We start from the raw sequence: 23945 nt of genomic DNA, 5'->3' as shown, positions 1-23945 counted from the left end.
CAAGGGCATGGAACAACTTCATAGGGGATATAGAAAGAGTAAAAAGTTTATGCACTAGAGATTGGACTAAACTGGTCGATTAATTAATCCGTTTGGTATTATACCAATTCCATCTTAAATTGTTCCCACTTCAATCCAATTTCTACTACACATTTTCGTTACTCGCTTAGCATCACTAACGAATGAGTTCCATGCATCTGAGCAAGCACCCAGGATGTCATCATATCCCTTAAAATACTTGTTCGCTAAATGATGTTGACGCAATCAACTCCATACTTGTTCTATTGGGTTAAACTGGTCGATTAATTAATCCGTTTGATATTATTAAGTTTTTCAGCTTTTTGAAAATAGTAGGCTTTTAAAGTTAGTGTGGCTACTTGGACTTTAATATTTATGAGTGTTATGGATAAAAGATGAGTACAGGGGAAATCATCCATGATTAACAATCCCTGTTTTGCTCATCCATCAGTAGCTTCATGCCACCTAGCTTAATCCTTCAAGCCTCCATAACAAGTTATTCCTACTTGTGTTGTTACCAACATTTAAAGCATAGGACAAAAATTATTAATTGCCAATTTTTTTTGTGTATTTTTTGTACGTTTTTTAGTTTGGTTTTACTAAGTATAGATGGAGTGAATAATGAGGAGGAGTTTTTATAGAGTGTTTAAATAGTTACATAACAAATTAGATTACGTTAATGCTAAATGTAATCTAATTTGTATAATATCAGTCTTTATAAAATAGCGTTGAGAAGCCTAAACAACACCTTGCTCTAACATGGCATCAGCTACACGTTTAAAACCAGCTATATTTGCGCCTAATACCAGATTACCGGGTTGGCCAAACTCGATTGCTGTTTGGTGGGCAGTTTCAAAAATATTTTTCATAATAATTTGTAATTTTTGATCGACTTCTTCGAATGACCAGGTTTGCATACTTGCGTTTTGTGCCATTTCTAATTGGCTTGTTGACACCCCTCCTGCATTAGCTGCTTTACCTGGACCATAAGAAATTTTAGCATCAATGAGTGTGTTTATGGCATCTTGTGTTGAAGGCATATTTGCCCCTTCGCTGACAAGCTGGCATCCATTGGCAATCAATGCTTTTGCATCAGCAAGAGTTAATTCGTTTTGAGTCGCACAAGGGAATGCTGCATCTGCTTTAATACGCCATACGGCATGACCATCACTAGGATATTCTGACGTTGGTATAAATTTAGCATCGTTATGTTCGGTTAAATAAGCTTCTAGACTTTTTCTGGATTTTTCTTTCAATTGTTTCACTAACGTTAAATCAATACCAGATTCATGAAAAATAGTACCGGTAGAGTCGGTACAAGTAATAGGTGTCGCTCCTAACTGATAAAGTTTTTCCATTGCATATATAGCTACGTTACCAGAGCCTGAAACTAGACATTTCTTACTTTTTAAAGATTCATCTTTAATTGAAAGCATATTCTCAGCAAAATAAACGACGCCATATCCTGTTGCTTCTTTACGAACGAGTGATCCACCCCATAATAAACTTTTCCCAGTTAATACCCCTTCATATCTGCCAGTTAATCTCTTATATTGGCCAAACATATAGCCAATCTCTCGCGCTCCTACGCCAATATCGCCCGCTGGAACATCGGTAGTTGGCCCTATATGTCGATATAGCTCGGTCATAAATGATTGGCAAAAACGCATAATTTCATCATCAGATTTTCCTTTAGGGTTAAAGTTTGAACCACCTTTTCCACCTCCAATCGGCAAACCTGTTAAAGCGTTTTTAAAAATTTGTTCAAATCCTAAAAATTTAATAATGCTTGCATTAACACTAGGATGGAATCTTAAACCACCTTTATATGGACCTAAAGCTGAATTGAATTCAATACGGTAGCCTTTATTTACTTGTATCTGACCTTGATCATCTACCCACGGAACACGAAACATTATTTGTCTTTCTGGCTCAACTAAACGCTGAATAATAGCTTGTTGCTGATATAACTTATTACTTTCCAAGATAGGTGCTAATGACTCTAGTACCTCTTCAACTGCTTGGTAAAATTCACACTGCGCTGGACTTGTGTTTTTTAAATCAGAAATTGTTTCATGAATATATGACATATAATTTATCCTTTTAATTATTTATCAGTAAAGGTATACCCAATTATTTTATAGAAAAGGATAGAGATAGGAATATTTGAGGCGTGGCTAAATAAAAATACCGTCTTTACTATGGTAAGGTTTCGTTTTATTGCTGTTATTATCAAAAAATTAATCTTTAAAGTAAATCTATTTTAAGCAATATCCTAGCTCGTTTTGTTCCTAATAAATATACAATTACTGTTAGTGTTTTTATACATTTGTTGAGTAGGGCGGGCTTAGATGTGAATCAAGTTAATCAAATAGGAAGTGTGAATTTCGAAGATACCTTGATTGATATCACAAGCTCTTACTGACTACCCACCAATAAATTTAACTTTATAGCCATTTTTTTCTAAAAGTTCTTTTATTAACTCTCTTTTATCGCCCTGAACTTCAATTGTTTCAGCGACAACACTACCACCTGTACCACAGCTCTTTTTTAATTTACTAGCGAGAGATTTTAACTCTGTGTTATTTAATCCTAAGCCACTAATAACAATTACACCTTTACCTTTTCTGCCTTTGGTTTCTCTACGTACATGGGCAAAGCCATCACTTGGCATTACATTGGCGTTTTGTTTTTTAGCTTTTATACGGCCAGTGTTGGTGGAGTATACTAATGATTCATCTGTATCTGATTGATCATTATCTATATTGACAGGTGCTTTCCCAAAAGCTGAAGCAAGGTCTGCAAGGCTTGAAAGTTTTTCTTTCATTGTAATAAATACCTAGTTAGTTGATATCAAATTGATAAGAGTAGTAAATTGACTGATTTTTTATTTAATCAAGCCTATATTAAAATATTAAATTAAAGAAGTAGATGAAAAAAAACCACTACTAAGAGTGGTTTTATTATAGCAAGTTAAATCTTAAAGGCAGACTTACATTATTTAATATAATGTTTATAACTTACTTTCAAGCTCTGGTAAAGCATCAAATAAATCAGCAACAATACCGTAATCAGCTACTTGGAAAATAGGAGCTTCAGGATCTTTGTTAATCGCTACAATGATCTTTGAATCTTTCATCCCTGCTAAATGTTGAATAGCACCACTAATACCAACAGCAATATATAAGTCAGGAGCAACAATTTTACCTGTTTGACCTACTTGCATGTCGTTAGGTACAAAACCGGCGTCAACAGCAGCACGTGAAGCACCAATTGCTGCACCAAGCTTATCAGCAATACCGTCAAGTAACTTGAAGTTATCGCCATTTTGCATACCACGACCACCTGATATAACAATACTAGCGGCACCTAAGTCTGGACGTTCAGATTTAGTTAGCTCATCACTTACATGGCTTGAATTACCTGCGTCAGTCACAGTATCAATTGCAACAACTTCTGCGTTACCGTCTGTAGCTACAGCATCGAAGCCTGTAGAGCGTACAGTGATAACCTTTTTACTATCTAAACTTTGTACTGTCGCAATAGCGTTGCCTGCATAAATTGGTCGAACAAATGTATCACTACTTTCTACTGCAATAATGTCTGAAATTTGTGTTACATCTAATAATGCCGCTACTCGTGGCATAAAGTTTTTGCCTGTTGTTAATGCAGTAGCAATAATGTGTTCATAGTCTGCGGCTAACTCTGTAACTAACAAGCTAACATTTTCTGCCAATTGGTGCTCATAAGCTACATTATCGGCAGCTAAAACTTTACTAACCCCATTAACTTTAGCCGCAGCATCAACAACGCTTTGGCAATTATAACCAGCTACTAATAATGTAATGTCGCCACCAATCGCTTGAGCGGCGGCAACTGTTTTTAAGGTTTCAGCCTTTAATGTGCTGTTATCGTGTTCTGCAAATACTAAAATACTCATGAGATCACCTTGGCTTCATTTTTTAATTTTTCTACTAATTCATCAATAGTTTCAACAACAATACCTGCTTGACGCTCTGCTGGTGGTGTTACTTTTAGTAACTTAGTACGTGGCGATAAATCAATGCCAAAATCAGCGGCGTTTTTAACGTCTAATGGTTTACGTTTTGCTTTCATAATATTAGGTAATGATGCATAACGAGGCTCATTTAAACGTAAATCAGTTGTTACGATAGCGGGCATGTTCAGTGCTAGTGTTTGTAAACCACCGTCAATTTCACGAGTAACATTTACTTTATCGCCATCAATTTTCACTTCAGAAGCAAAAGTACCTTGTGGCATACCAGTAAGAGCCGCTAACATTTGACCAGTTTGATTGTTATCACTATCAATTGCTTGTTTACCTAAAATAACTAATTGAGGTTGCTCTTCTTCAACAATTTTTTGTAAAAGTTTAGCGATATTTAATGAGTCTAAATTTTCATCTGTTTCAATTTGAATAGCACGATCTGCGCCTAACGCTAATGCGGTACGCAATTGTTCTTGACAAGATTTATTGCCAACAGAAACGGCTATAACTTCTGTTGCAACACCAGCTTCTTTTAAACGAACAGCTTCTTCTACTGCTATTTCACAAAATGGGTTGATTGCCATTTTTACATTAGCAAGATCAACATTGGAGTTATCAGGTTTTACACGAACCTTGACGTTATAATCAATTACACGTTTTATTGGAACTAATATTTTCATCGTTGCCTCTGGTTTTTTTTATTCAGTATAGTAATTAATTCTGCATGAAAATTAATTTAGTAAAAGACTAAGTTATATCGTAATTGTCATTTGTAAAAAGATTACTATTGCTTGACGTAAACGTCAACGTAATCTTAGTTAAAACTTTCAAAGTAGGATACACTATCTTTAACCTCTGAAGTGATTATAGTTTTTTAAACAGCTAACCAATTTGTAGTATAGTAGAAAAGGCTAATTTAACTACAGTAAAGGTTTTTCTAAGAAAATACCGCCTTGCTTGGCAACTGTTAATAAGATAATATCAAACACCTGTTTTAATATCAAACAACTGTTTGAATTTTTATAAATAAAATAATATTGGGAGATACCATGGAACGTGAATCGATGGATTTTGACGTAGTAATTGTTGGCGCAGGCCCAGCTGGCTTGTCTACTGCATGTCGTTTAATGCAATTAGCACAAGAGAAGCAACAAGAACTAATGGTGTGTGTAGTGGAGAAAGGCTCTGAAGTTGGCGCACATATTCTTTCAGGTGCAGTGTTTGAACCAAAAGCTTTAAATGAACTATTTCCTGATTGGCAAGATAAAGGTGCTCCTTTAACAACTAAAGTGACTGGCGATGATATTTATTTATTAAATAGTGACAGTAATGGTATTAAGCTACCCGGGTTTTCAGTCCCTAAAACAATGCATAATGATGGAAACTATATTGTTAGTATGGGAAATGTATGTCGTTGGCTAGCAGAGCAAGCTGAACAATTAGGTGTAGAAATATTTCCAGGTTTCCCTGCGCAAAGTGTTATTTATAATGACGACGGTAGTGTTGGCGGTATTATTACAGGTGATATGGGCTTAGATGCTCAAGGGAATGAAAAAGATTCTTTTATGCCTGGGATGGAGCTTCGTGCAAAATATACGGTTTTTGCTGAAGGCTGTCGCGGACATTTAGGGAAAGAATTAATCGCTAAATTTGGCTTAGATACTGATGTTTCTCCTCAGCACTATGGTTTAGGGTTTAAAGAAATTTGGGATATTGATCCTGAAAAACATCAAGAAGGTTTAGTTGTTCATACTGCTGGTTGGCCATTAGACAAAGATACTACGGGTGGTGGTTATTTGTATCATGCGGAGAACAATCAAGTTTTTGTTGGATTAATTGTTGATTTAAATTATAGCAATCCTCACTTAAGTCCATTTGATGAATTTCAACGTTATAAACACCATCCTAAAATTAGTCAGTACCTTGAGGGCGGTAAACGTGTTTCTTATGGTGCACGTGCGATGGCGAAAGGCGGGTTCAATTCTTTACCTAAAATGACTATGCCTGGTGCTCTGTTAGTCGGTTGTGATGCTGGCACAATTAATTTTGCTAAAATCAAAGGTAATCATACTGCGATGAAATCGGGTATGTTAGCCGCAGAAGCAATTATAGAAACCCTTATTGTTAATGACAGTATTAGTGAAGAAGGTAAGCAAGATATAACCTTATATACTGATAAGTTTAAAGATTCTTGGTTATATGAGGAATTATATAATACGCGTAATTTCGGCCCTGCAATGCATAAGTTTGGTACAATGCTTGGTGGCGTGTATAACACAATAGATCAAAACATTTTTGGCGGTAAGCTACCATTTAACTTTAAAGATGACAGTCTAGATTACGATCAACTTAAATTAGCTTCACAAGTAGTTGTTATTAATTATCCTAAACCAGATAACAAATTAAGCTTTGATAAACTTTCATCGGTATTTTTATCAAATACCAATCATGAAGAAGAGCAACCTTGTCACTTAAAGCTTGCTGATAATAATATTCCAATCGCAGTTAATTTGGCTAAGTTTAATGAACCTGCACAGCGTTACTGTCCTGCAGGTGTTTATGAGGTGGAAAAAACAGAGGAGGGTGATAAGTTTGTTATTAATGCTCAAAACTGTATTCACTGTAAAACTTGTGATATCAAAGATCCAAGCCAAAATATTACTTGGGTAACACCTGAAGGAACCGGTGGTCCAAATTATCCTAATATGTAGTATTATGCATGATGGATAACAAAAAGTTGCGACAAAGTTCGCAACTTTTTGTTTTTAGCTTAATGCTAATTTATTTCTATTAAATTGAAGTTTTTAAGGGGGTGGATTGAGTGATGAATTTTTTTCTCAATTTCAGCTAATTCAGTTAATTTAAAACAAAATTGTTCAGCTTTGTTCTTTAAAGCAGTTGCACCAGCACTTATTTCTAATTCTAAATCTTTTCCCATGGTATCCATTCTATTGTCGAATGTAGAAAGACGCTGTTCACTACCATTATCGTCAGAATTATCACTTATCATAGCTTCACCTACAGCTAATAATATTGTACCGATTGAATCAGAAATTATTTCTTCAATTTCTTGTTCAAATTCGCCAGTAAAGATGTCATCAAAGTCGGCAAAATCTTGTGGTGCTATATAGTAGTTATTAGCACTTTGATTAAAGCGAGTACGAACTCTCCATTTTAGTTCATCAAATCTTGCTTGGATTTTTTGTTGAGAAGCGCTATTTTCACCTGTTAAGCTAGCAATCGCTTTATTTACAGCTTTTAAACCAATATCAACACCTTCTATCGCAATAGAAACTATTTCTGGTACTTGAGCGCGTATTCCGAGAGAAAACTTTTGAATTAACGCTACTTGTTCATTCGTTAGTGCTATTTCTCGCCCTTCAACAAAAAGTTGTTTTTCATCATTAATTTGTACAATCGTTCTGCTACGGTCAATGATCCGAATATGATTAGGGTCAATGATTACGCCATAATTAAAATTTACACTACACTGCTTAGCAGCGCTATTAAAACTAAATAAGCTGGTGCATATTAATAAAATATATAGTTTTGTCATAATATTTTTACGTATTAACAATGGGATCTATGTGAATTTTTCGATCTTTGTAATTCATTTTACTTGGACCATATTCTTTTCGAGTTCTATCGTTAATATCACCTAAAATAAATTGCACACCATGATATAACTTATCTGTCGCTTCAATAGAAACACTTTCCATATAGGCTTGTACGATATTCTCATGTTCTTCTTTTTCAAATAGAATTTCACCCATACGTTTAGCATGGAATTGGTATGTTGAAATAACTTTAGATAACATCTCCGTGTTAGCTGGACTTTTAGGGAGTTGTTTTAGTTTGTCGCTGGCTGTTTTTAGTTCGGTTGTTTTGTCATTTTCAAACTGTAGTCGTGATTCGATATCTTGCATTTTGTCATTGAGTTTATTAATAATATTTTCGAAGCTTATAATAGTATTATTTCCAGCTGTAGCCCCTATAGAACCAGCGCTAACATTTTTACCTGCTTTAATATAACCACCAATGAGTACGCCGTTAGCATGGTCTTCTGAGCCAACTTTTAAATTACCATTAACATTAATTAAACTATGGAGTAATTGCTTTTCAATGCGGATATCTTTACTACAACTAATCTGTGCGTATTGGCAATACTTTGCATATAAGTTACCTTTTGAGTTTACACTAACGCTCATTTTTACATCGGTAATCTTAGTGGCTTCAACATCGTGCTTATGACCAATAATACCGCCAGAGATGGTAACATCACCACCTGACTCAATCATAGCAGACTCGACACAACCACCTACGGTAATATCACCACTAGCAATTACTTTCATACCTTCGTTGACATCACCTTCAATAATCACACCACCGGTAAAGTTAATATTACCAGACCCTACAGTAACATTTTTAACCCTGTAGACTTCATCTACTTCCATGCCATTTGGGATCATTTTGGGTAATCCTACCCTTTGGGAAACAAGTATATTTTTGTTGGTTGAACTTATTTCTGTACCATCACCTGCGACTAGAGTTATATCATTTCCTGGTTCTGCAATTAAGGGAGCTGCGGTTACTGTGTAGCCATTTTCTCCAAGAGTATGAGGGATTTTTTCTGCGAGAGGCTCACCAACTTTGACACAAATGATGTCACCTAGGTCTCGCATATCAACGCTACCATCATTTCTTTGTTTGGGGCGTAAAATACGAGATTGGGCACTTTCAACAAGTGGCTTTATTACAGCGTCTTTACCTTTTATTGCTTGTTTACCTGTTGCTATTTGTAAACTCACTAAGCTTAATGGCTTTTCTTTTGCGGCTAATTGAGCAAGCTTAACAAGTTGTTCTTTACTAAACCCTTTGTTTACACCACTTGCTTGAGCTGCTTCTAGAATAGCTTTTGCAGATAAATTTTTACCACCTTGTGCTGTTGTTATTTCAGCACTGGCAGCCATTTGATCACTGTCGATCGATACTGAGATGGTTGCATCAATTCGCTCTAACACTTGGTAGGTTATTTCTCGACCAAACTTACCACTTTGTAATGGTTTTAGCACATCATTTAATTCAGAAATCGCATTTTTAATATTTGCAATGTTGATATGTAATCGGCTGTATTCAGACTGCTCAATTAGCTCTAGAATTGTGGTTTCTGTAACCTGATCGCCGTCTTTAATTGGCTTTAATATTAAATCAACATTATTTTTGTCATTAGCAATTAAACTGAATTGGGTCATAAGAAATACTCCGATATTATTATTAATAAATCAACCTAACCTAATGACTTAAATGGTTTAGCTAAATTAGTTTTCTAATTCATATTATTAAACGCTATATGGAAAGACTATATATAATTATCTTGATGAATTTTAATAAAACTATTTGTGTTCGTTTTGCTATAATCGACCTTATACTCTCGTCCATCCAGAGCCTGTATAAATAATAGCGTTTTTACTTCACTAAATATTTCGCTTGATTCAACATGAACAATCTCTTGATAAGCTTTTTTGGCTATAGAGCGTTTTTCTGGAATCAATCCTTTATAAATTCCAATACCTCTATGACTAACTATTACAATGGGATGATCTCCATTAATAATTAATAGATCAAACTTTTTTATTTTGTGAATTATGGTGTTTCGACCACTGGTAATAAAGTTTTTTTCAGCCAAAATTGACTCCTACATATAAAACAGCATTATTGCTCAGCTAGCTATTGCTTAATTAGCTATTTTTAATTAATTGTTTAAACAGTTAGCATAATAACGTAACTGTTTGTTTATCTAAATATATAAATGTAAATATATAAATTTTTGTCTTTACATTGGTTATGGGTGCATAAAAAACAGGCGTATAGTATTTTATTTTCTTTTACGTTCGGTAATATATAATGGCGTTTCCTGGCTCTTAATCAACTCTCTTCTAATTAAATCTAAGCCAATAGCCGCAACATACTTTTGGAAATAATGCCTTGATAAAGGCATTAATAAACAAATAGATTTTAAATTATTTTTATTTCCCCAAGCTATACATACAGTACCAACTGGTTTTTCTTCACTACCTCCTTCAGGTCCAGCAATACCGGATACCGCTATCGCTAAATCAGCTGATGATCTTTCTAAAGCACCTTGTGCCATCGCAATAACAACTTCTTCGCTAACAGCGCCATGTTCAACTAATAACTGCTCAGGTACACCTAATAACTTGCTTTTCATACTATTACTATAAGTGACAAAGCCAGCTTCAAACAGTGCAGAAGAGCCAGGTACTTGCGTTATCATGCTAGCAATTAATCCGCCAGTGCATGACTCTGCTGTAGTTATTTTTAAATTTTCATCGGCTATTTTTGACAGTACATGGTCTGCCATAGATAAAGGTTTCGTATCAATACGTGCAATTAGGTGATCACCTAAAACCTTTATTAGTTTTGCTTCCCATAAGTGTTTTTGTTGATGAGCCTCTTGATTAGTGGTAGTTAATTTTATCTCTAATAATGGCATGCCAGCTCGAAAACCTAAATCAATATTATCAGGCCAATCGGGTAGTTGCTCATCTACCATTTTTTGTAAAACAGATTCACCTAAACCAAATACTTGCAAACGAGTAACATCTGAAATGAGAGCATTCGGTAGTCCTTTAGCGATATCTGGTGCTATTTCTTCTACTAACATGGTCTTTAACTCATTAGGAACGCCTGGAGTACAGTAAATATCACAATGTAAATGATTTACTTTGAAACCAACTGCACTACCGTTTTTATTAGGAATAATACCGCAGTCTTTAGGAAGTATCGTTTGCTTTAAGTTAGGCGCATTTAACGTTGCACCTCTTCGTTTACACCAATGAGTTAAGTGGTCTAATGCTTGTGGATGTTCGGCTAGTTCAACATCTGTTGCTTTGGCTAATGCTAATGCTGTTAAGTCATCTATTGTTGGACCTAAGCCGCCATTAATAATTAAAATATCACTTTGCTCTGCCAGTAAATTTATTTCATTGATCAATAATGCTAAATCGTCAGCTATGGTCACTTTTCTTGTTATTTCTAATCCTAGCTCTTTTAATTGCTGTGCGATCATAGCTGAATTGCTGTCAACAATATCACCAGCCATTAATTCATTCCCCGTTAATAACAATTGCACATTTGGTTTCTTCATCGGCTTTAATCTCATTTCAATAAAAAAAATTTTATATAATCTAAACCTTTTTAAAACGAGTTACATCTAAATCTTTATAAAATTCATTCGAAGGTATGTAATTTTTAAAACATTAATACATTTAGTGTTAAGTAAGATGAAGGAAGGTAAAAATTATTTTGTTTGGATAATGCTTAATTTAGGTATATATATTAATTTCTAATTCGTATAATAAGAAAGTGGTTTTTGCTTTTCTTTTCAGTGAGCAACTTATAGTGAAATATGAAAGAGAGTTATTATGTGGGCGTTGGTTTCGTGAAGATACTCAAACGCCTAATAAAAAAATTATAGAGTATGCTCAAATAAATGCTGATGGCAGTTTTGAATTTACCTTTATAACCTTGCAAGTCACAGTTGGTGCAGCAGAAAAAATTGTTGAGCAAGTAACAGAATTAGGTGATTGGGGCTTAGTAGGCGATATTCACTTTACAATTACTAAAGATGAAATTGTAGATGAACTCCTTTATGCTGCTGATCTAAATGATGGTAATAATTACCATGCTTATAAGGTATTACAGTTAAATCATCACGTTTTCGAATATCAGCATGTTGAGACAAATGAAACTTTTATAATGCGAAAAGTTACTGACAATATTGGTCATTGTTAGTTTATCTATCAATTTAAAAGCTAGGAAAATAATGAATAAGTTCAAAGCAGCCAGTTTAATTACTGCAATAAAAACACCTTATACAAGCGAAGGTGAAATTGATTTAAATACTTATGACACCCTTGTTAAAAAACAAATAGAGGCAGGTGTAGACGGTATTGTAGTTGGCGGTACAACAGGTGAAGGACATTTACTTAGTTGGGAAGAGCACTTAATATTAATTGCCCACAGTGTCCATGAATTTGGTGATAAACTATTAATTATTGGTAATACGGGCAGTAATAATACAAGTGAAGCTATTAAAGCAACAAAACATGGTTTTGCTGCAGGTATGGACGCTACATTACAAATAAACCCTTATTATGGTCGCACATCCATTGCGGGTGTGCTTGAGCATTTTACTCATACCTTAGATATTGGTCCTACATTTATTTATAATGTAGCAGGGCGCACAGGTCAAGATATAACGCCTGATATGATTGAAGTATTAGCAAAACATAAAAACTTTATTGGTGTGAAAGAATGTGGTGGCAACGAACGTATTGCTCATTACGAAAAACAAGGTATTGCTTGTTGGTCTGGCAATGATGATGAGTGTCATACTGCACGACATCAACATGGCTCACACGGTACAATTTCTGTTGCGTCTAATATTATTCCTGGCTTAATGCGCCAATTGATGGATAAAGAAAGTACTGAATTGAATAGTCGTTTACAAAGCTTAATAAAATGGCTTTTCTGTGAACCTAACCCTATTGCCATTAATACTGCATTAATGATGACTGGTGCGGTATCAACTAATTTTCGTTTACCTTATAAAGCCTTAACAAAAGAGCAAAGACAAGAAGGGTTAGATTTATTAGCGGCACTTAATACGAGTGACCTTGTCGGTGAATCTTTATCATTACTTGATGATGATGCTTTTAAATATTGTATTTAGTTTTGTCAACATTAACATCAAAAGACTAAAAACTTAAAATTACAAAGCGAAAAGTGAGTAGTGAAAAAGAATGGCAGACAATGAATAAATACTTATGGGCTTTTATATACCTAGCAACACTGCTGTGGTCAGCTATTGCCCCTAAAGATTACCTTACTTGGTTTCTTGAAGTGCTACCAGCGGTGATAGGTGCGGTAATATTATTATTCACCTACTACTCTTTTCGGTTAACACCTTTACTTTATGTTTTAATATTACTGCATTGTGTTATTTTGATGATTGGTGGTCACTATACTTATGCAGAAGTGCCATTATTTGACACGATTAAAGATATTTTTAATTTAGATCGTAATAACTACGACAAAGTAGGGCACTTTGCACAGGGATTTGTACCAGCAATTCTTGCCCGTGAGATATTAATCCGGAAACAGGTGGTGAATGGTAAAACGTGGCTTAATACTTTTATAATCTCTATCTGCTTAGCATTTAGTGCCTTTTATGAGTTAATCGAGTGGTGGGTTGCTATTTTAAGCGGAGAAAATGCTGAAGCATTCTTAGGTACGCAAGGTTATATTTGGGATACACAATCAGATATGGCTATAGCATTAGTAGGTGCCATTTGTGCGATAGTTTTCCTTGCTAAGTATCACGATAAGCAATTGAATTCAGCCATCTCGTAGGTCACTACCGGTATCATTCCTTTGGTGGCTATTTTCTCATTGCGTGTGTCACCATTTCTTTCACTCCGTAGGTATCTTAATGAGGAATTCCAAGGGTGTGGTTGAATAAAATGAGAGATTCTGAATCAAGTTCGGAATGGCGACAAATCGCCGTCATTCCGTAGGTGTCTTGATACGGAATCCCATCCGTGTGGTTGAATAGCTCAGGATGCTACCTTAAACAAAACTCAGTTTAAGCGCATCAGGAATCTCAAATTTCTTTTGAATTGGTTGCCCTTGTTCAGTAGAAAATGGACAAATAAAAGATAAACTTACCGCACATAGTTGCAAGTTCTTTGTTGAATCACTATTCGCAATACCATGTAATCTATCACCTACAACAGGAAAGCCAATACTGGCGGCATGAATACGTATTTGATGTTTTCTCCCTGTATCTATTTTGACACTAATAAGCGACTGATCATGAGTTCTATCATAAGCTAAGCAAGTAAAAATGCTGCGAGCGGCTTTCTCGTCTACTTCGCTAGATATAATTTGTGGCTGCGGGTTAGTGCTATGGTTGCCGTGTACAATAATTTGGTAATTTTTGGCGAGTAAATTACCGGTAGTAGAACGACTTTCAAACATATTAGTTAATGCTCTTGCCGCTTTTTTACTGTGTGCAATGAGTATTAATCCCGTGGCGGCTTTATCTAAACGATGAACAATGAAAACAGGTCGTTCAGGTGTTAAATGTTGTTGAGCAAACCTCGCAATAGTACAATGGTCACTCCACTTAGAGCCTTGCGACAACATGCCAAAAGGTTTGTACCACACGCTATATTTACCCTCATCACTAATTAGCCTTGCATCAGTTACCTCACTGGCAAGTACGGCTTCATTATAGTAGAAGTGTAACTTATCTGTAGGTAATAGCGCTTTTTTTACACGTCTTAACCGTTGCGTGTGTTTACCGCGCGTTAGCCATAAAGCACCTTTACTGATCGCTTGCTTAATTTGACTTGTGCTAAGGGCATACTCTGTTTCTTTCAAGCTGGCGCAGAGTACAGCTAAAGCGGTATTACTTATATCATTAAGTGTTGGGTCAAATGTTATATGGTGTTCGAAGATAAGAGTCATAGATGTTAAAAAGGTGGAAAAGATATAAAGCTTAGTTTAACACTTTTACGCGCTAAACGTTATCAGGTAAGATAGACGTTTATATAGATGTTAAAGAGTGTAATATGAGTCGTGATTTAAGCCTTTTCCCCCAAGACAATATTGGTAATTTCCTGTGGGAGCTTGAGCAAAGTGGTGGTGATCTAGAAGTTCCAAGAGAAGTCGAATTCTCAGTATTATTTCCATCGCAGACGTTAGCGTTACAATTTGGTCAATTATTACTTGAGAATAATCAAAAGTTATCTTTTACACCTTTTGAAGATGATGAAGCCTATCCTTGGGAAATAACAGCTTACCCAGAAATGCCGTTAAGTCATGAGAATATTAGTGCTTATCAAGAGTTATTAGAAGCGAGTTGTGCGCCTTTAAACGGCAAGTTTGATGGCTTTTACTGTGTTTAGCTTTTCATATAAAAGAAGAAAGAATAATGATAGATATTGAAAAGTTTGCAGCATTACAAAAAGCGAGTAAAGACTCATTTGCCAAACAAAAACAAATGATGAAAAAAGTTATGGCAGGACAAACTGTTATTTGCCCTGAATGTCAGCAACCACTGCTACTTTCTACTCCAAAGCAAGCTAAGTCAGATAAGAGTAAGCAGGAAAAACTCACTACTGACAGTAGTATTATTCCTGGTATTCGTTGTAAAAAAGGCTGTACTGATCTGCAGTTAGATTTTGCTTAGCTAATGCTAAATAGTTAACTGGCATAGTCAATTCATGAGACTCCGTATTCGGTGAACAACGGAATCTCATGGTTTTTACTTGTAAGATAGGCTTTACTTGTAAAAATTGACTTTTACATACGGTCCATTACTTCAATACCTAGAATGTCTAAGCCTTGTTTTAATGTATCTGAAACTACTTGGCATAATGCTAAACGTGATGTTTTTACGTCATCACTAATGTCTTCTTTAAGAATAGGGCAGGCTTCATAAAAAGTCATATACAGGCTAGCTAATTCGTAAAGGTAATTACATAATAAGTTCGGTGTACATTCACTAATTACTGCATCAATCGTGTCTTCAAGTTGTAATATCTTTAAGGCAAGCGCCTTTTCTTGTGGCTCAATAATATTAATCGTTACATCATTTTTTAATGTACTAGGCTTAATACCCGCTTTAGAAAAAATACTTTGAATTCGTGAGTAAGCATATTGTAAATAAGGTGCTGTTGCACCTTCAAAGCTCAACATAGTTTTCCAGTTGAAGATGTAATCACTGGTACGGTTTTTAGATAAGTCAGCAAATTTAACAGCGCCTATACCTACTTTCTTAGAGATTAGCGCTAAATCATCGTCGCTAATTTCAGGGTTTTTCTCTTTAATTAAAGCGCTTGCACGAACAACCGCTTCATCAAGTAATTCAGCTAGCTTAATTGTGCCACCGGTACGTGTTTTAAATGGTTTTCCATCATCCCCCATCATCATACCAAACGGACAATGCTGATAGCCGACATTTTCAGGTAAGAAGCCAGCTTTACGAGCAACAATTTCAACTTGTTTAAAATGCAGTGCTTGGCGAGCATCCGTAAATATGATGATACGATCAGCAGCTAACTTACCGCTACGGTAACGACAGGCTGATAAATCGGTAGTTGCATACAAGAAGCCACCACCAGACTTCTGTACTATAAATACTGATGGCTCACCGTCTTTATTTGCCATTTCATCAATGAAAACAACTTTAGCGCCTTGATCTTCAACAGCAATTTTTTTTGCCATTAACTCATCGATAACGGTAGATAAGTCATCGTTATAAGCACTTTCACCCATAATGTCAGAACGTTTTAATGAGACATTAAGCTTTTCGTAAATCTCTTCACTGTGGGTAATAGAAATATCAATAAACTGTTGCCATAATTTAGCACAGGCTTCATCACCACTTTGTAATTTAACTACGTCAGCACGAGCTCTATCGGCAAAGCCTTCCTCGTTGTCAAAGCGAATTTTTGCTTCGCGATAAAAATTTTCTAAATCAGCAAGTGCTGTTTCAGCAACTTCATTACCTGCCAGTTTATCGCTTAAATGAGCGATTAACATGCCAAATTGCGTGCCCCAATCACCCATGTGGTTTTGGCGAATAACCTTGTCACCACGAAATTCTAAAGCACGTACAACTGCGTCACCAATAATAGTTGAACGTAAATGACCAACATGCATTTCTTTAGCTAGGTTAGGTGCGGAGTAATCAACAACCACTGTTTTCGCGTCATCATTAGCGTTAACACCACGTTGTGTCACGCCGGTAAAGTCATCTTTAGCGACTTGGTTTAGTTGAACTGTTAACCAAGCTTCATCTAAATGAATATTAATAAAGCCTGGGCCTGCCAGTTCAACTTTGCTTGCGATACCAGATAAATCTAATTGCTCAACAACGTTAGTCGCTAATTCACGTGGATTAGTTTTAAGTTTTTTCGCTGCACCCATCACACCATTGGCTTGATAGTCACCAAATTGTGGACGGTTTGACAAACTAATAGCGGGGTTAGTGTCTTCAGGTAAACCAGCAGCAACCATAGCGGCACTAACTTTTTCGGCAAGTATTTGTTTAATATTCATATTGTTTAATCTTTTCGTTTATTTTATTCGTTTGCCAATAGTAGTTCACGTATTTTGCAAACTAAATTGGATTTTAGTAAAGCCGTTAAGCAATTTTATCAGGGAGCATAGGCTCCTATGTGACTAGATAAAATTACGCCGACAATACCGCAAAAAATTTATTTAGGAAGCAAAATTAGTGTTCACGGGTTGAATGGAACGCTATTTCTGGATGACGCTCTTGCGCTAGAGACAAATTAACCATCGTTGGTGCAATATACGTTAAGTTATCACCTCCATCTAATGCTAAGTTATCCCCCGCTTTCTTCTTAAACTGCTCTAGAGTACGTTCATCATCACAAGTACACCAACGTGCTGTTGCTACGCTAATTGGTTCATAAATCGCATCAACCTTATATTCAGTTCTTAAGCGTTGCACAACCACTTCAAACTGAAGAACACCAACAGCGCCAACAATCATGTCGTTGTTAATAAATGGTCTAAATACTTGAACGGCACCTTCTTCAGATAACTGAATTAAGCCTTTTTGTAATTGTTTGGCTTTAAGCGGATCACGTAAACGAATACGACGGAACATTTCAGGTGCAAAGTTAGGAATACCACTAAACTTCATATCTTCACCAGCAGTAAAACTATCGCCAATTTGAATGCTACCGTGGTTATGTAGCCCAATAATATCGCCGGCGTAAGCCTCTTCAACATTTGAACGATCGCCTGCCATAAAGGTTACCGCGTCAGCAATTTTAACATCTTTACCTAAGCGAACTTGTTTCATTTTCATGCCTTTTTCATATTTGCCTGAACAAATACGCATGAAAGCAATACGGTCACGATGTTTAGGGTCCATATTGGCTTGAATTTTAAATACAAAGCCAGAAAATTTTTCTTCTTCCGCATGAACAGTACGAACATTTGTTTCACGAGGAAGTGGCTTAGGTGCCCATTTTGTTAAGCCTTCAAGCATATGGTCAACGCCAAAGTTACCTAAAGCTGTACCAAAAAATACCGGTGTTAATTCACCTTTTAAAAATTCTTCTAAATTAAACTCGTGTGATGCACCTTGCACAAGTTCTAATTCATCTCGTAAATCTTCTGCATAACTACCAACAGCTGCATCAAGCTCTGGGTTGTCTAAACCTTTAATAATGCGAACATCTTGAATCATATGACCTAAGCCAGACTGATATAAAAAAGTTTCGTTAGTGATTAAGTTATAAACACCTTTAAACTCTTTACCCATACCTATTGGCCAGGTGATAGGAGCACATTTAATTTTTAGTACATCTTCCACTTCATCCATCACTTCCATTGGATCACGTACATCGCGATCCATTTTGTTCATGAAAGTAATAATAGGTGTATCGCGTAAACGAGTAACTTCCATTAATTTAATGGTACGTGCTTCAACACCTTTAGCTACATCAATAACCATCAAACATGAATCAACCGCTGTTAAAGTACGGTAAGTATCTTCAGAAAAATCTTCATGACCTGGCGTATCAAGCAAGTTAACTAAACAATTATTGTAAGGAAATTGCATTACTGAAGTAGTAATTGAAATACCACGATCTTTTTCCATTTCCATCCAATCAGATTTTGCATGTTGACCTGATTTCTTGCCTTTTACCGTACCGGCTTTTTGTAGGGCTTGACCAAATAAAAGTACTTTTTCAGTTATAGTCGTTTTACCCGCATCAGGATGCGAAATAATAGCAAAGGTTCTGCGGATATTTACCGCTGCTGCCTGTAAAGTGTCGGTTGTCATTAATACTGCCTTGGTAAACACAAAGGTACTCAACATGAAAACCCTTATATTTTAAGGATAATCATAATTGAAAAAAAATTTGGCGCATTATAGCACAAAAAAAAAAGCCGCATTAAGCGACTTTTTATTTTTGTGCAGATTAACTTATTTTTGTGTTAGGTAATGCTAAATAATTTTCTTATATGGCATAACTGTATAGCTAGAGCTTAAGCGACATAACAATAGCGTCTTCATAGCCAAAGCCTTTACTACTTGGATAATAACCAGTTCGACGGCTTATCTCGATAAAGCCAGCATTCATATATAGCATTTGCGCACTTATATTTTTTGCTCGTACTTCTAACCAAATTTTAATAGCACCTTTTGCTTTTGCTTGCTCAATAAAGTGATGTAATAGTTTTTTGCCATAGCCTTTACTTTGCTCTGTTGGATCAACACATATATCCATTAAAGTTGCTTCATCAACTACAAATTCACCAACATAAAAGCCAATGATTTTTTCTGTTGTCTCCGCAAGCTTTTCACCAAAGTATCGTCCACCAATACAACTTGAAAAAGTTTTTTCAGTCCATGGGTGAGAATGACAAGTATTTTCTATCGGCATTAACTGAGATATATCGTCAGTTGTTATCGGGGTATATTTCAATAAATTACTCATGGTTTTAATCGTTGGCTCTTAATTTAGTACTGCTTATTTTCAGTTAATAACGTTAAGTACTCTTTTGAAGTCTTAGTTTTTATTATTAGTGGTTCAAAGTAGTTTTTGGGTAATGGTTTGCCATAATTGTTTTTTTAATGTTGGAGATTGACTGATCTTTGCAATACTTGGGCTAAATAAATTATTGTTATCACAATAAATGGCTATTTCATTATTCTCTGTTGAATTGAAATACCAATTAAATAAGCCTAAGTCGAGGTGATTTTTTTTATAACTAACTTCACCAATAGAGATATCGACAGATTGTAATATATCGATAAAAACTTGTTTAGTTAATAAATCAGATAATGTCATTTCTGTTTGTGCTAGATAATCTATTGCCGCCTTTCCGTTATCTTTATTTGATGAGTTATGGTTACCTGCCACAATCTTATGCTGCCACAAGCTAATGCCCATTTCAGTAAGTTGCTCGAATTGTCTTTGGTTAATAGCCATAAAAGGTACTCATAAAAAGGCTTTAGTTCTATCTGTATAAATTAGAACGTATAAGTTAGAAAGTATCAATTTGAAAATGATACTAGGGCACATGATGCCAGAATTAGTAAAAACTAAAAAGTAAACTTTACTAAAGAATAGCCAACCTTAAACTATATGGTCTGAAAATTGTGCAGGGTGATTGCTATAAATAAGGTCTAATCAAAGAATATTGATTGTGAGGGGAGATTCTTCGAATGTTTACCCTAAGCAATAAAAAATAAAGAAGAAGAAACGAAAAAGGCCTAGAATAAATTCTAGGCCTTAAGAATATGGCAGGGGTGGAGAGACTCGAACTCCCAACCATCGGTTTTGGAGACCGCTGTTCTACCAATTGGAACTACACCCCTGCAACGGATTTGAATTATACTGATGAACAGCAAAAGGTAAAGAATAAATTGTTATAAAATTGAATTATTTGTCTGTTCGGTTATTTAACCGCCATAATTTGTTGTATTTACGACTAACTATGATTCATTTGGAATAACCTTAGTCGCTAAATTGAGTGACAGCAGTTTAAGTGAAAACCTGAATTTGGCTCATTAGTTTGTTAATGAGCTTGAAAATAGCTAATTAAAGAAAATAATAAGCTAAATGTTAAGTAGAACATTTAGCTTAGGAGCGAGTTTCATTTTCTATTTAAGTCACAGGTTGCTTGTTCATCGACTTTCTCATTTCACAAAACCTGAATTTATCGGGATAAGGATAAACATCAACATAAAGACCTTTTGCTACATTTTTCTGACACTCTTGCCAGTAACTTGCCGTTAGTAAATCTTCATGGTGAATTTTAAATGCTTTCAGGTATTTAGGGTTTGCCAAGGCAAATGTTGCTATTTCTTCAGGGAACATATCGCCAGGTGCAACAGAATACCAAGGTTCAGCGGCATATATTTGCTCTTCAGTAACCGCAACAGGTTTTACTCTGAAGTTAACTTCATTCATATAGGTAATTTCATCATAATCATAAAATATCACACGATTATGTCGAGTCACGCCAAAGTTTTTTAGCAACATATCACCAGGGAATATATTAGCCGAAATAAGTTGCTTAATGGCTTGACCATAACCGTAGAGTGCTTCCTCTAACTCTTCATCATTCGCTTTTGCTAAATAAAGGTTTAGCGGCACCATTCGGCGTTCTATATATAAATGCTCAATAATCAGTAAATCATCCTCATAGCGAATTAGGGAGGGAGCAACTTTGTGAAGTTCTTCTAATAATTCATCGTTAAATCGATCTTTAGGAAAGGCAACTTCGGAATATTCCATGGTATCCGCCATACGTCCTACGCGATCATGAAGTTTAACTAAACGGTACTTTCCTTTTACATCAGCGCGAGTCATATTCTTACTTGGGGAAAATTTATCTTTAATTATTTTAAAAACATAAGGGTATGACGGCAACGTGAATACCGACATCACCATGCCTTTTATGCCAGGCGCTAAGGTTAACTTATCATCACTGTTATCAAGATGATTTAAAAAATCTCGGTAAAATTGTGTTTTTCCTTCTTTATGAAAACCAATAGCAGAATATAAGTCAGCTTTTGTTTTATGTGGAATTAAACTCTTTAAGAAATTTACTAATGCATAAGGATGTATACAATCAACAAAAAAGTAAGCACGAGCAAAACCGAATACTACCGCCATATCTTCACTTTTAGTTAGTAACGCATCAATGTACAAACCGCCTTTTTCATTATTTAAAACAGCAACAATAAAAGGTGTTTCACCGGCAGGTGATAAAACTCTACCAATTAAGTAAGCACCTTTATTGCGGTAAAAAGTGAAGTTTAAAATATCAAATTGTAAATCTTTAACCTTCGCAAGTGTTTTGTGTGCTTTGCGGCGAAAGGCACGAATTAATACTTCTACATCACCCTCAAGATCAACAAAAGGCACTGTGCTTTTGTGCGCGTTCATAATATCGCAAATGGTTTGATTTAAACCTTTTTCAGCTGGTTTGTAACTAGTGTAAATTTTAGGGGTTGGTCTATCATCTAAACGATGAGCGGTACTCTCTACAAAAATATAATCATTGTGATAATACTTACGTTCAAATAAACGGCAAAATACTGAATTATAAAATGTTTCAGCAAGTTCCGGTTGGTTATGAACAGCTAATAAGTCGATATATTCTTTTTTAACTTGTAACCATAGTTCGTCATCAAGCGACGTAATTGAAAAATCTTTTTTAAGTGTATTAAAAGACTCTTCTACTCGTTGTTCATAAAAAGTAGTTCTTGCTTTCGCAGCCTTTTGAATTTCTGCCCATTGACACTGCTGAAAACGTTGTTGTGCTGATTTCGTAATTTCAATAAACAGGTGTATATGTCGGTCAAATCCGTTAATTATATGTTTCGCTATTGTAGAAGCAAGGTTAGTCATAATCAGGCACAAATATTGAGAAAAGATAATAAAAGCATACTCGAAAATAAGTAATTAAACAGACTCTTTTAGTAAAATATTCAACATAATTCATAGTTATATTGATATGTATTAATGTAACAGAGCTTAAACTAGCATTTGTAAAGGGAAAAACATTATTTAACTTGCTATCAAAGGCGGGGATCTCTAAAATTACGCGCTTCATATTTCTCTTTATTTTCAGCAAGGTTTTCTTAACTATTTACTATGCGTGTATCTGACTTTTCTTTTGATTTACCCTCCGAGTTAATTGCTCGTTTTCCTATGGCAGAACGCACAGGAAGTCGTTTAATGACGCTTAACGGCAATAGTGGCGCAATCGCTGATCTTGGTTTTAAAGACATATTGGCACAATTAACCGCAGGTGATTTATTAGTGTTTAATAATACCCGCGTTATTCCAGCACGCATGTTTGGACAAAAAGCCAGTGGTGGTAAGATTGAAGTTTTGGTTGAAAGACTCATTGATAAAAGTACAGTATTGGCGCATATACGTGCGAGTAAATCACCTAAAATAGGTGCTGAGCTTATACTTGAAGGAAAGGCGGAAGCAACGATGGTTGCTCGCCATGGTGCTTTATTTGAGCTGAAATTTAAAGGTGATAAATCAATACTTTCTATTTTGGATGATATTGGCCATATGCCGTTACCGCCATACATAGATAGACCAGATGAAAATAGTGATCGTGAACGCTATCAAACTGTATACAATGAAAAGCCTGGTGCTGTAGCTGCACCGACCGCAGGGTTACATTTCGACGATGCCTTACTTGAGCAAATTAAAGCTAAAGGTGTTGAACTTGCGTTTGTTACTTTGCATGTAGGCGCAGGCACATTCCAGCCAGTAAAAGTTGATGAAATTGCAGACCACATTATGCATGCCGAATATGTTGAAGTGCCAGATGAAGTTGTTAGTCAAATAAATAAAACTAAAGCTGCTGGTGGCAGAGTTGTTGCTGTTGGTACGACCTCTGTGCGTTCATTAGAAAGTGCGGCAAAATCAGCACAAGAAAAAGGAACTGAGTTAACGGCTTTTTATGGTGATACTGATATTTTCATTACACCTGGGTATGAATTTCAGTTAGTTGATGCATTATTAACTAATTTTCATTTATCTGAATCAACTTTATTAATGCTAGTGAGCGCTTTTGCAGGTTATGATCATATTATGAATGCATATCAACATGCGATTAGTGAAAAATACCGTTTCTTTAGTTATGGTGATGCTATGTTTCTTACAAAACAAGAACTTGCTAAAAATAGTTAACAACACTATCACTAACGGAACAATAATTAATGTTTAGCCGTACAAGGTAGACACTTTGAATAAGAACCATCAGCCTGTTTCGCTGATAGGTAGGAATAATTATTTATGACACA

General features: G+C 35.5%; 21 protein-coding genes, 1 tRNA gene and 1 pseudogene. 7 read left to right on the top strand and 16 right to left on the bottom strand.

Features of this window, described 5'->3' with window-relative positions; translation table 11 throughout:
* Positions 1 to 177: 177 nt before the first annotated feature.
* The 5 genes and pseudogenes from KO509_RS18140 to KO509_RS17005 form a co-directional block, all read right to left on the bottom strand.
* Positions 178 to 297 (bottom strand): annotated as a pseudogene (locus KO509_RS18140) (IS630 family transposase); the annotation flags it as partial.
* Between the two features lie 458 nt (positions 298 to 755).
* Complete coding sequence (gene gdhA, locus KO509_RS17020; RefSeq protein WP_215974447.1) at positions 756 to 2108, bottom strand: NADP-specific glutamate dehydrogenase; 1353 nt, start codon at positions 2106 to 2108, stop codon at positions 756 to 758.
* Positions 2109 to 2443: 335 nt separating this feature from the next.
* Positions 2444 to 2782 carry a stress response translation initiation inhibitor YciH gene (locus KO509_RS17015; protein ID WP_303495271.1) on the bottom strand — a complete coding sequence of 113 codons (339 nt, stop codon included), beginning with the start codon at positions 2780 to 2782 and terminating at the stop codon, positions 2444 to 2446.
* Between the two features lie 249 nt (positions 2783 to 3031).
* Complete coding sequence (locus KO509_RS17010) at positions 3032 to 3958, bottom strand: FAD-binding protein (RefSeq protein WP_215974445.1); 927 nt, start codon at positions 3956 to 3958, stop codon at positions 3032 to 3034.
* On the bottom strand, positions 3955 to 4707 hold the full coding sequence (locus KO509_RS17005) for an electron transfer flavoprotein subunit beta/FixA family protein (protein WP_215974444.1): 753 nt from the start codon (positions 4705 to 4707) through the stop codon (positions 3955 to 3957). The genes KO509_RS17010 and KO509_RS17005 overlap by 4 nt, the downstream gene beginning before the upstream one ends.
* 369 nt (positions 4708 to 5076) lie before the next feature.
* Here KO509_RS17005 and KO509_RS17000 point away from each other — a divergent pair, with 369 nt between their 5' ends.
* On the top strand, positions 5077 to 6738 hold the full coding sequence (locus tag KO509_RS17000) for an electron transfer flavoprotein-ubiquinone oxidoreductase (protein WP_215974443.1): 1662 nt from the start codon (positions 5077 to 5079) through the stop codon (positions 6736 to 6738).
* 65 nt (positions 6739 to 6803) lie between these two features.
* Here KO509_RS17000 and KO509_RS16995 read toward each other — a convergent pair whose 3' ends face one another.
* The 4 genes from KO509_RS16995 to KO509_RS16980 all read right to left on the bottom strand — a co-directional run bounded on the left by KO509_RS16995 (position 6804) and on the right by KO509_RS16980 (position 11195).
* The gene (locus tag KO509_RS16995) at positions 6804 to 7583 is read right to left on the bottom strand and encodes a DUF2884 family protein (RefSeq protein ID WP_215974442.1); all 780 of its coding nucleotides are present in this window, start codon (positions 7581 to 7583) and stop codon (positions 6804 to 6806) included.
* Between the two features lie 7 nt (positions 7584 to 7590).
* Positions 7591 to 9279: a FapA family protein gene (locus KO509_RS16990; protein ID WP_215974441.1), complete on the bottom strand. Its 1689-nt coding sequence runs from the start codon at positions 9277 to 9279 to the stop codon at positions 7591 to 7593.
* 107 nt (positions 9280 to 9386) lie between these two features.
* A complete protein-coding gene (locus KO509_RS16985) occupies positions 9387 to 9713 on the bottom strand; it encodes a hypothetical protein (RefSeq protein WP_215974440.1) in 327 nt (108 codons plus the stop codon).
* 189 nt (positions 9714 to 9902) lie between these two features.
* On the bottom strand, positions 9903 to 11195 hold the full coding sequence (locus KO509_RS16980) for a CinA family nicotinamide mononucleotide deamidase-related protein (RefSeq protein ID WP_215974439.1): 1293 nt from the start codon (positions 11193 to 11195) through the stop codon (positions 9903 to 9905).
* A 254-nt stretch (positions 11196 to 11449) separates the two neighbouring features.
* Here KO509_RS16980 and KO509_RS16975 point away from each other — a divergent pair, with 254 nt between their 5' ends.
* The 3 genes from KO509_RS16975 (at position 11450) to KO509_RS16965 (ending at position 13462) form a co-directional block, all read left to right on the top strand.
* Positions 11450 to 11842, top strand: coding sequence for a hypothetical protein (locus KO509_RS16975; protein ID WP_252727682.1), 393 nt, complete (start codon positions 11450 to 11452; stop codon positions 11840 to 11842).
* 31 nt (positions 11843 to 11873) lie between these two features.
* Entirely contained in the window at positions 11874 to 12782 is a 909-nt protein-coding gene (gene dapA, locus KO509_RS16970; RefSeq protein WP_215974438.1) for a 4-hydroxy-tetrahydrodipicolinate synthase, read from the top strand.
* Between the two features lie 80 nt (positions 12783 to 12862).
* A complete protein-coding gene (locus KO509_RS16965; protein WP_215974466.1) occupies positions 12863 to 13462 on the top strand; it encodes a DUF2238 domain-containing protein in 600 nt (199 codons plus the stop codon).
* 216 nt (positions 13463 to 13678) lie between these two features.
* On the opposite strand, the gene KO509_RS16960 is transcribed toward KO509_RS16965, so the two are convergent.
* Positions 13679 to 14581, bottom strand: coding sequence for an RNA pseudouridine synthase (locus tag KO509_RS16960; protein ID WP_215974437.1), 903 nt, complete (start codon positions 14579 to 14581; stop codon positions 13679 to 13681).
* Positions 14582 to 14685: 104 nt separating this feature from the next.
* Here KO509_RS16960 and KO509_RS16955 point away from each other — a divergent pair, with 104 nt between their 5' ends.
* Together KO509_RS16955 and KO509_RS16950 are read left to right on the top strand one after the other, a co-directional pair.
* Positions 14686 to 15021 (top strand): ribonuclease E inhibitor RraB, encoded by a 336-nt coding sequence (locus KO509_RS16955; RefSeq protein WP_215974436.1) that lies wholly within the window; start codon positions 14686 to 14688, stop codon positions 15019 to 15021.
* 26 nt (positions 15022 to 15047) lie between these two features.
* Positions 15048 to 15305: a hypothetical protein gene (locus KO509_RS16950; protein WP_252727680.1), complete on the top strand. Its 258-nt coding sequence runs from the start codon at positions 15048 to 15050 to the stop codon at positions 15303 to 15305.
* A gap of 113 nt (positions 15306 to 15418) precedes the next feature.
* Here the strand turns inward: KO509_RS16950 and argS are convergent, their stop codons facing one another.
* The 6 genes from argS to aceK all read right to left on the bottom strand — a co-directional run bounded on the left by argS (position 15419) and on the right by aceK (position 22527).
* Positions 15419 to 17179 carry an arginine--tRNA ligase gene (argS, locus tag KO509_RS16945; protein ID WP_215974435.1) on the bottom strand — a complete coding sequence of 587 codons (1761 nt, stop codon included), beginning with the start codon at positions 17177 to 17179 and terminating at the stop codon, positions 15419 to 15421.
* A 175-nt stretch (positions 17180 to 17354) separates the two neighbouring features.
* Complete coding sequence (gene prfC, locus KO509_RS16940; protein WP_215974464.1) at positions 17355 to 18944, bottom strand: peptide chain release factor 3; 1590 nt, start codon at positions 18942 to 18944, stop codon at positions 17355 to 17357.
* Positions 18945 to 19143: 199 nt separating this feature from the next.
* On the bottom strand, positions 19144 to 19602 hold the full coding sequence (rimI, locus tag KO509_RS16935; protein WP_252727678.1) for a ribosomal protein S18-alanine N-acetyltransferase: 459 nt from the start codon (positions 19600 to 19602) through the stop codon (positions 19144 to 19146).
* Positions 19603 to 19695: 93 nt separating this feature from the next.
* Positions 19696 to 20097, bottom strand: a complete 402-nt coding sequence (locus KO509_RS16930) for a DNA polymerase III subunit psi (RefSeq protein ID WP_215974434.1) — start codon at positions 20095 to 20097, stop codon at positions 19696 to 19698.
* Positions 20098 to 20409: 312 nt separating this feature from the next.
* Positions 20410 to 20486, bottom strand: a tRNA-Trp gene (locus KO509_RS16925).
* Between the two features lie 289 nt (positions 20487 to 20775).
* Positions 20776 to 22527, bottom strand: a complete 1752-nt coding sequence (gene aceK / locus KO509_RS16920) for a bifunctional isocitrate dehydrogenase kinase/phosphatase (protein ID WP_215974433.1) — start codon at positions 22525 to 22527, stop codon at positions 20776 to 20778.
* Positions 22528 to 22773: 246 nt separating this feature from the next.
* On the opposite strand from aceK, the gene queA reads away from it, so the two are divergent.
* Positions 22774 to 23832 carry a tRNA preQ1(34) S-adenosylmethionine ribosyltransferase-isomerase QueA gene (gene queA, locus KO509_RS16915; RefSeq protein WP_215974432.1) on the top strand — a complete coding sequence of 353 codons (1059 nt, stop codon included), beginning with the start codon at positions 22774 to 22776 and terminating at the stop codon, positions 23830 to 23832.
* The last annotated feature ends 113 nt before the right edge of the window (positions 23833 to 23945 follow it).

Origin of the sequence: Colwellia sp. C2M11, assembly GCF_018860915.1 — a bacterium.
Lineage (GTDB): Bacteria > Pseudomonadota > Gammaproteobacteria > Enterobacterales > Alteromonadaceae > Colwellia.
Note: the sequence above shows the minus strand (reverse complement) of the source record. Positions and strands in the feature narration are given on the sequence as shown.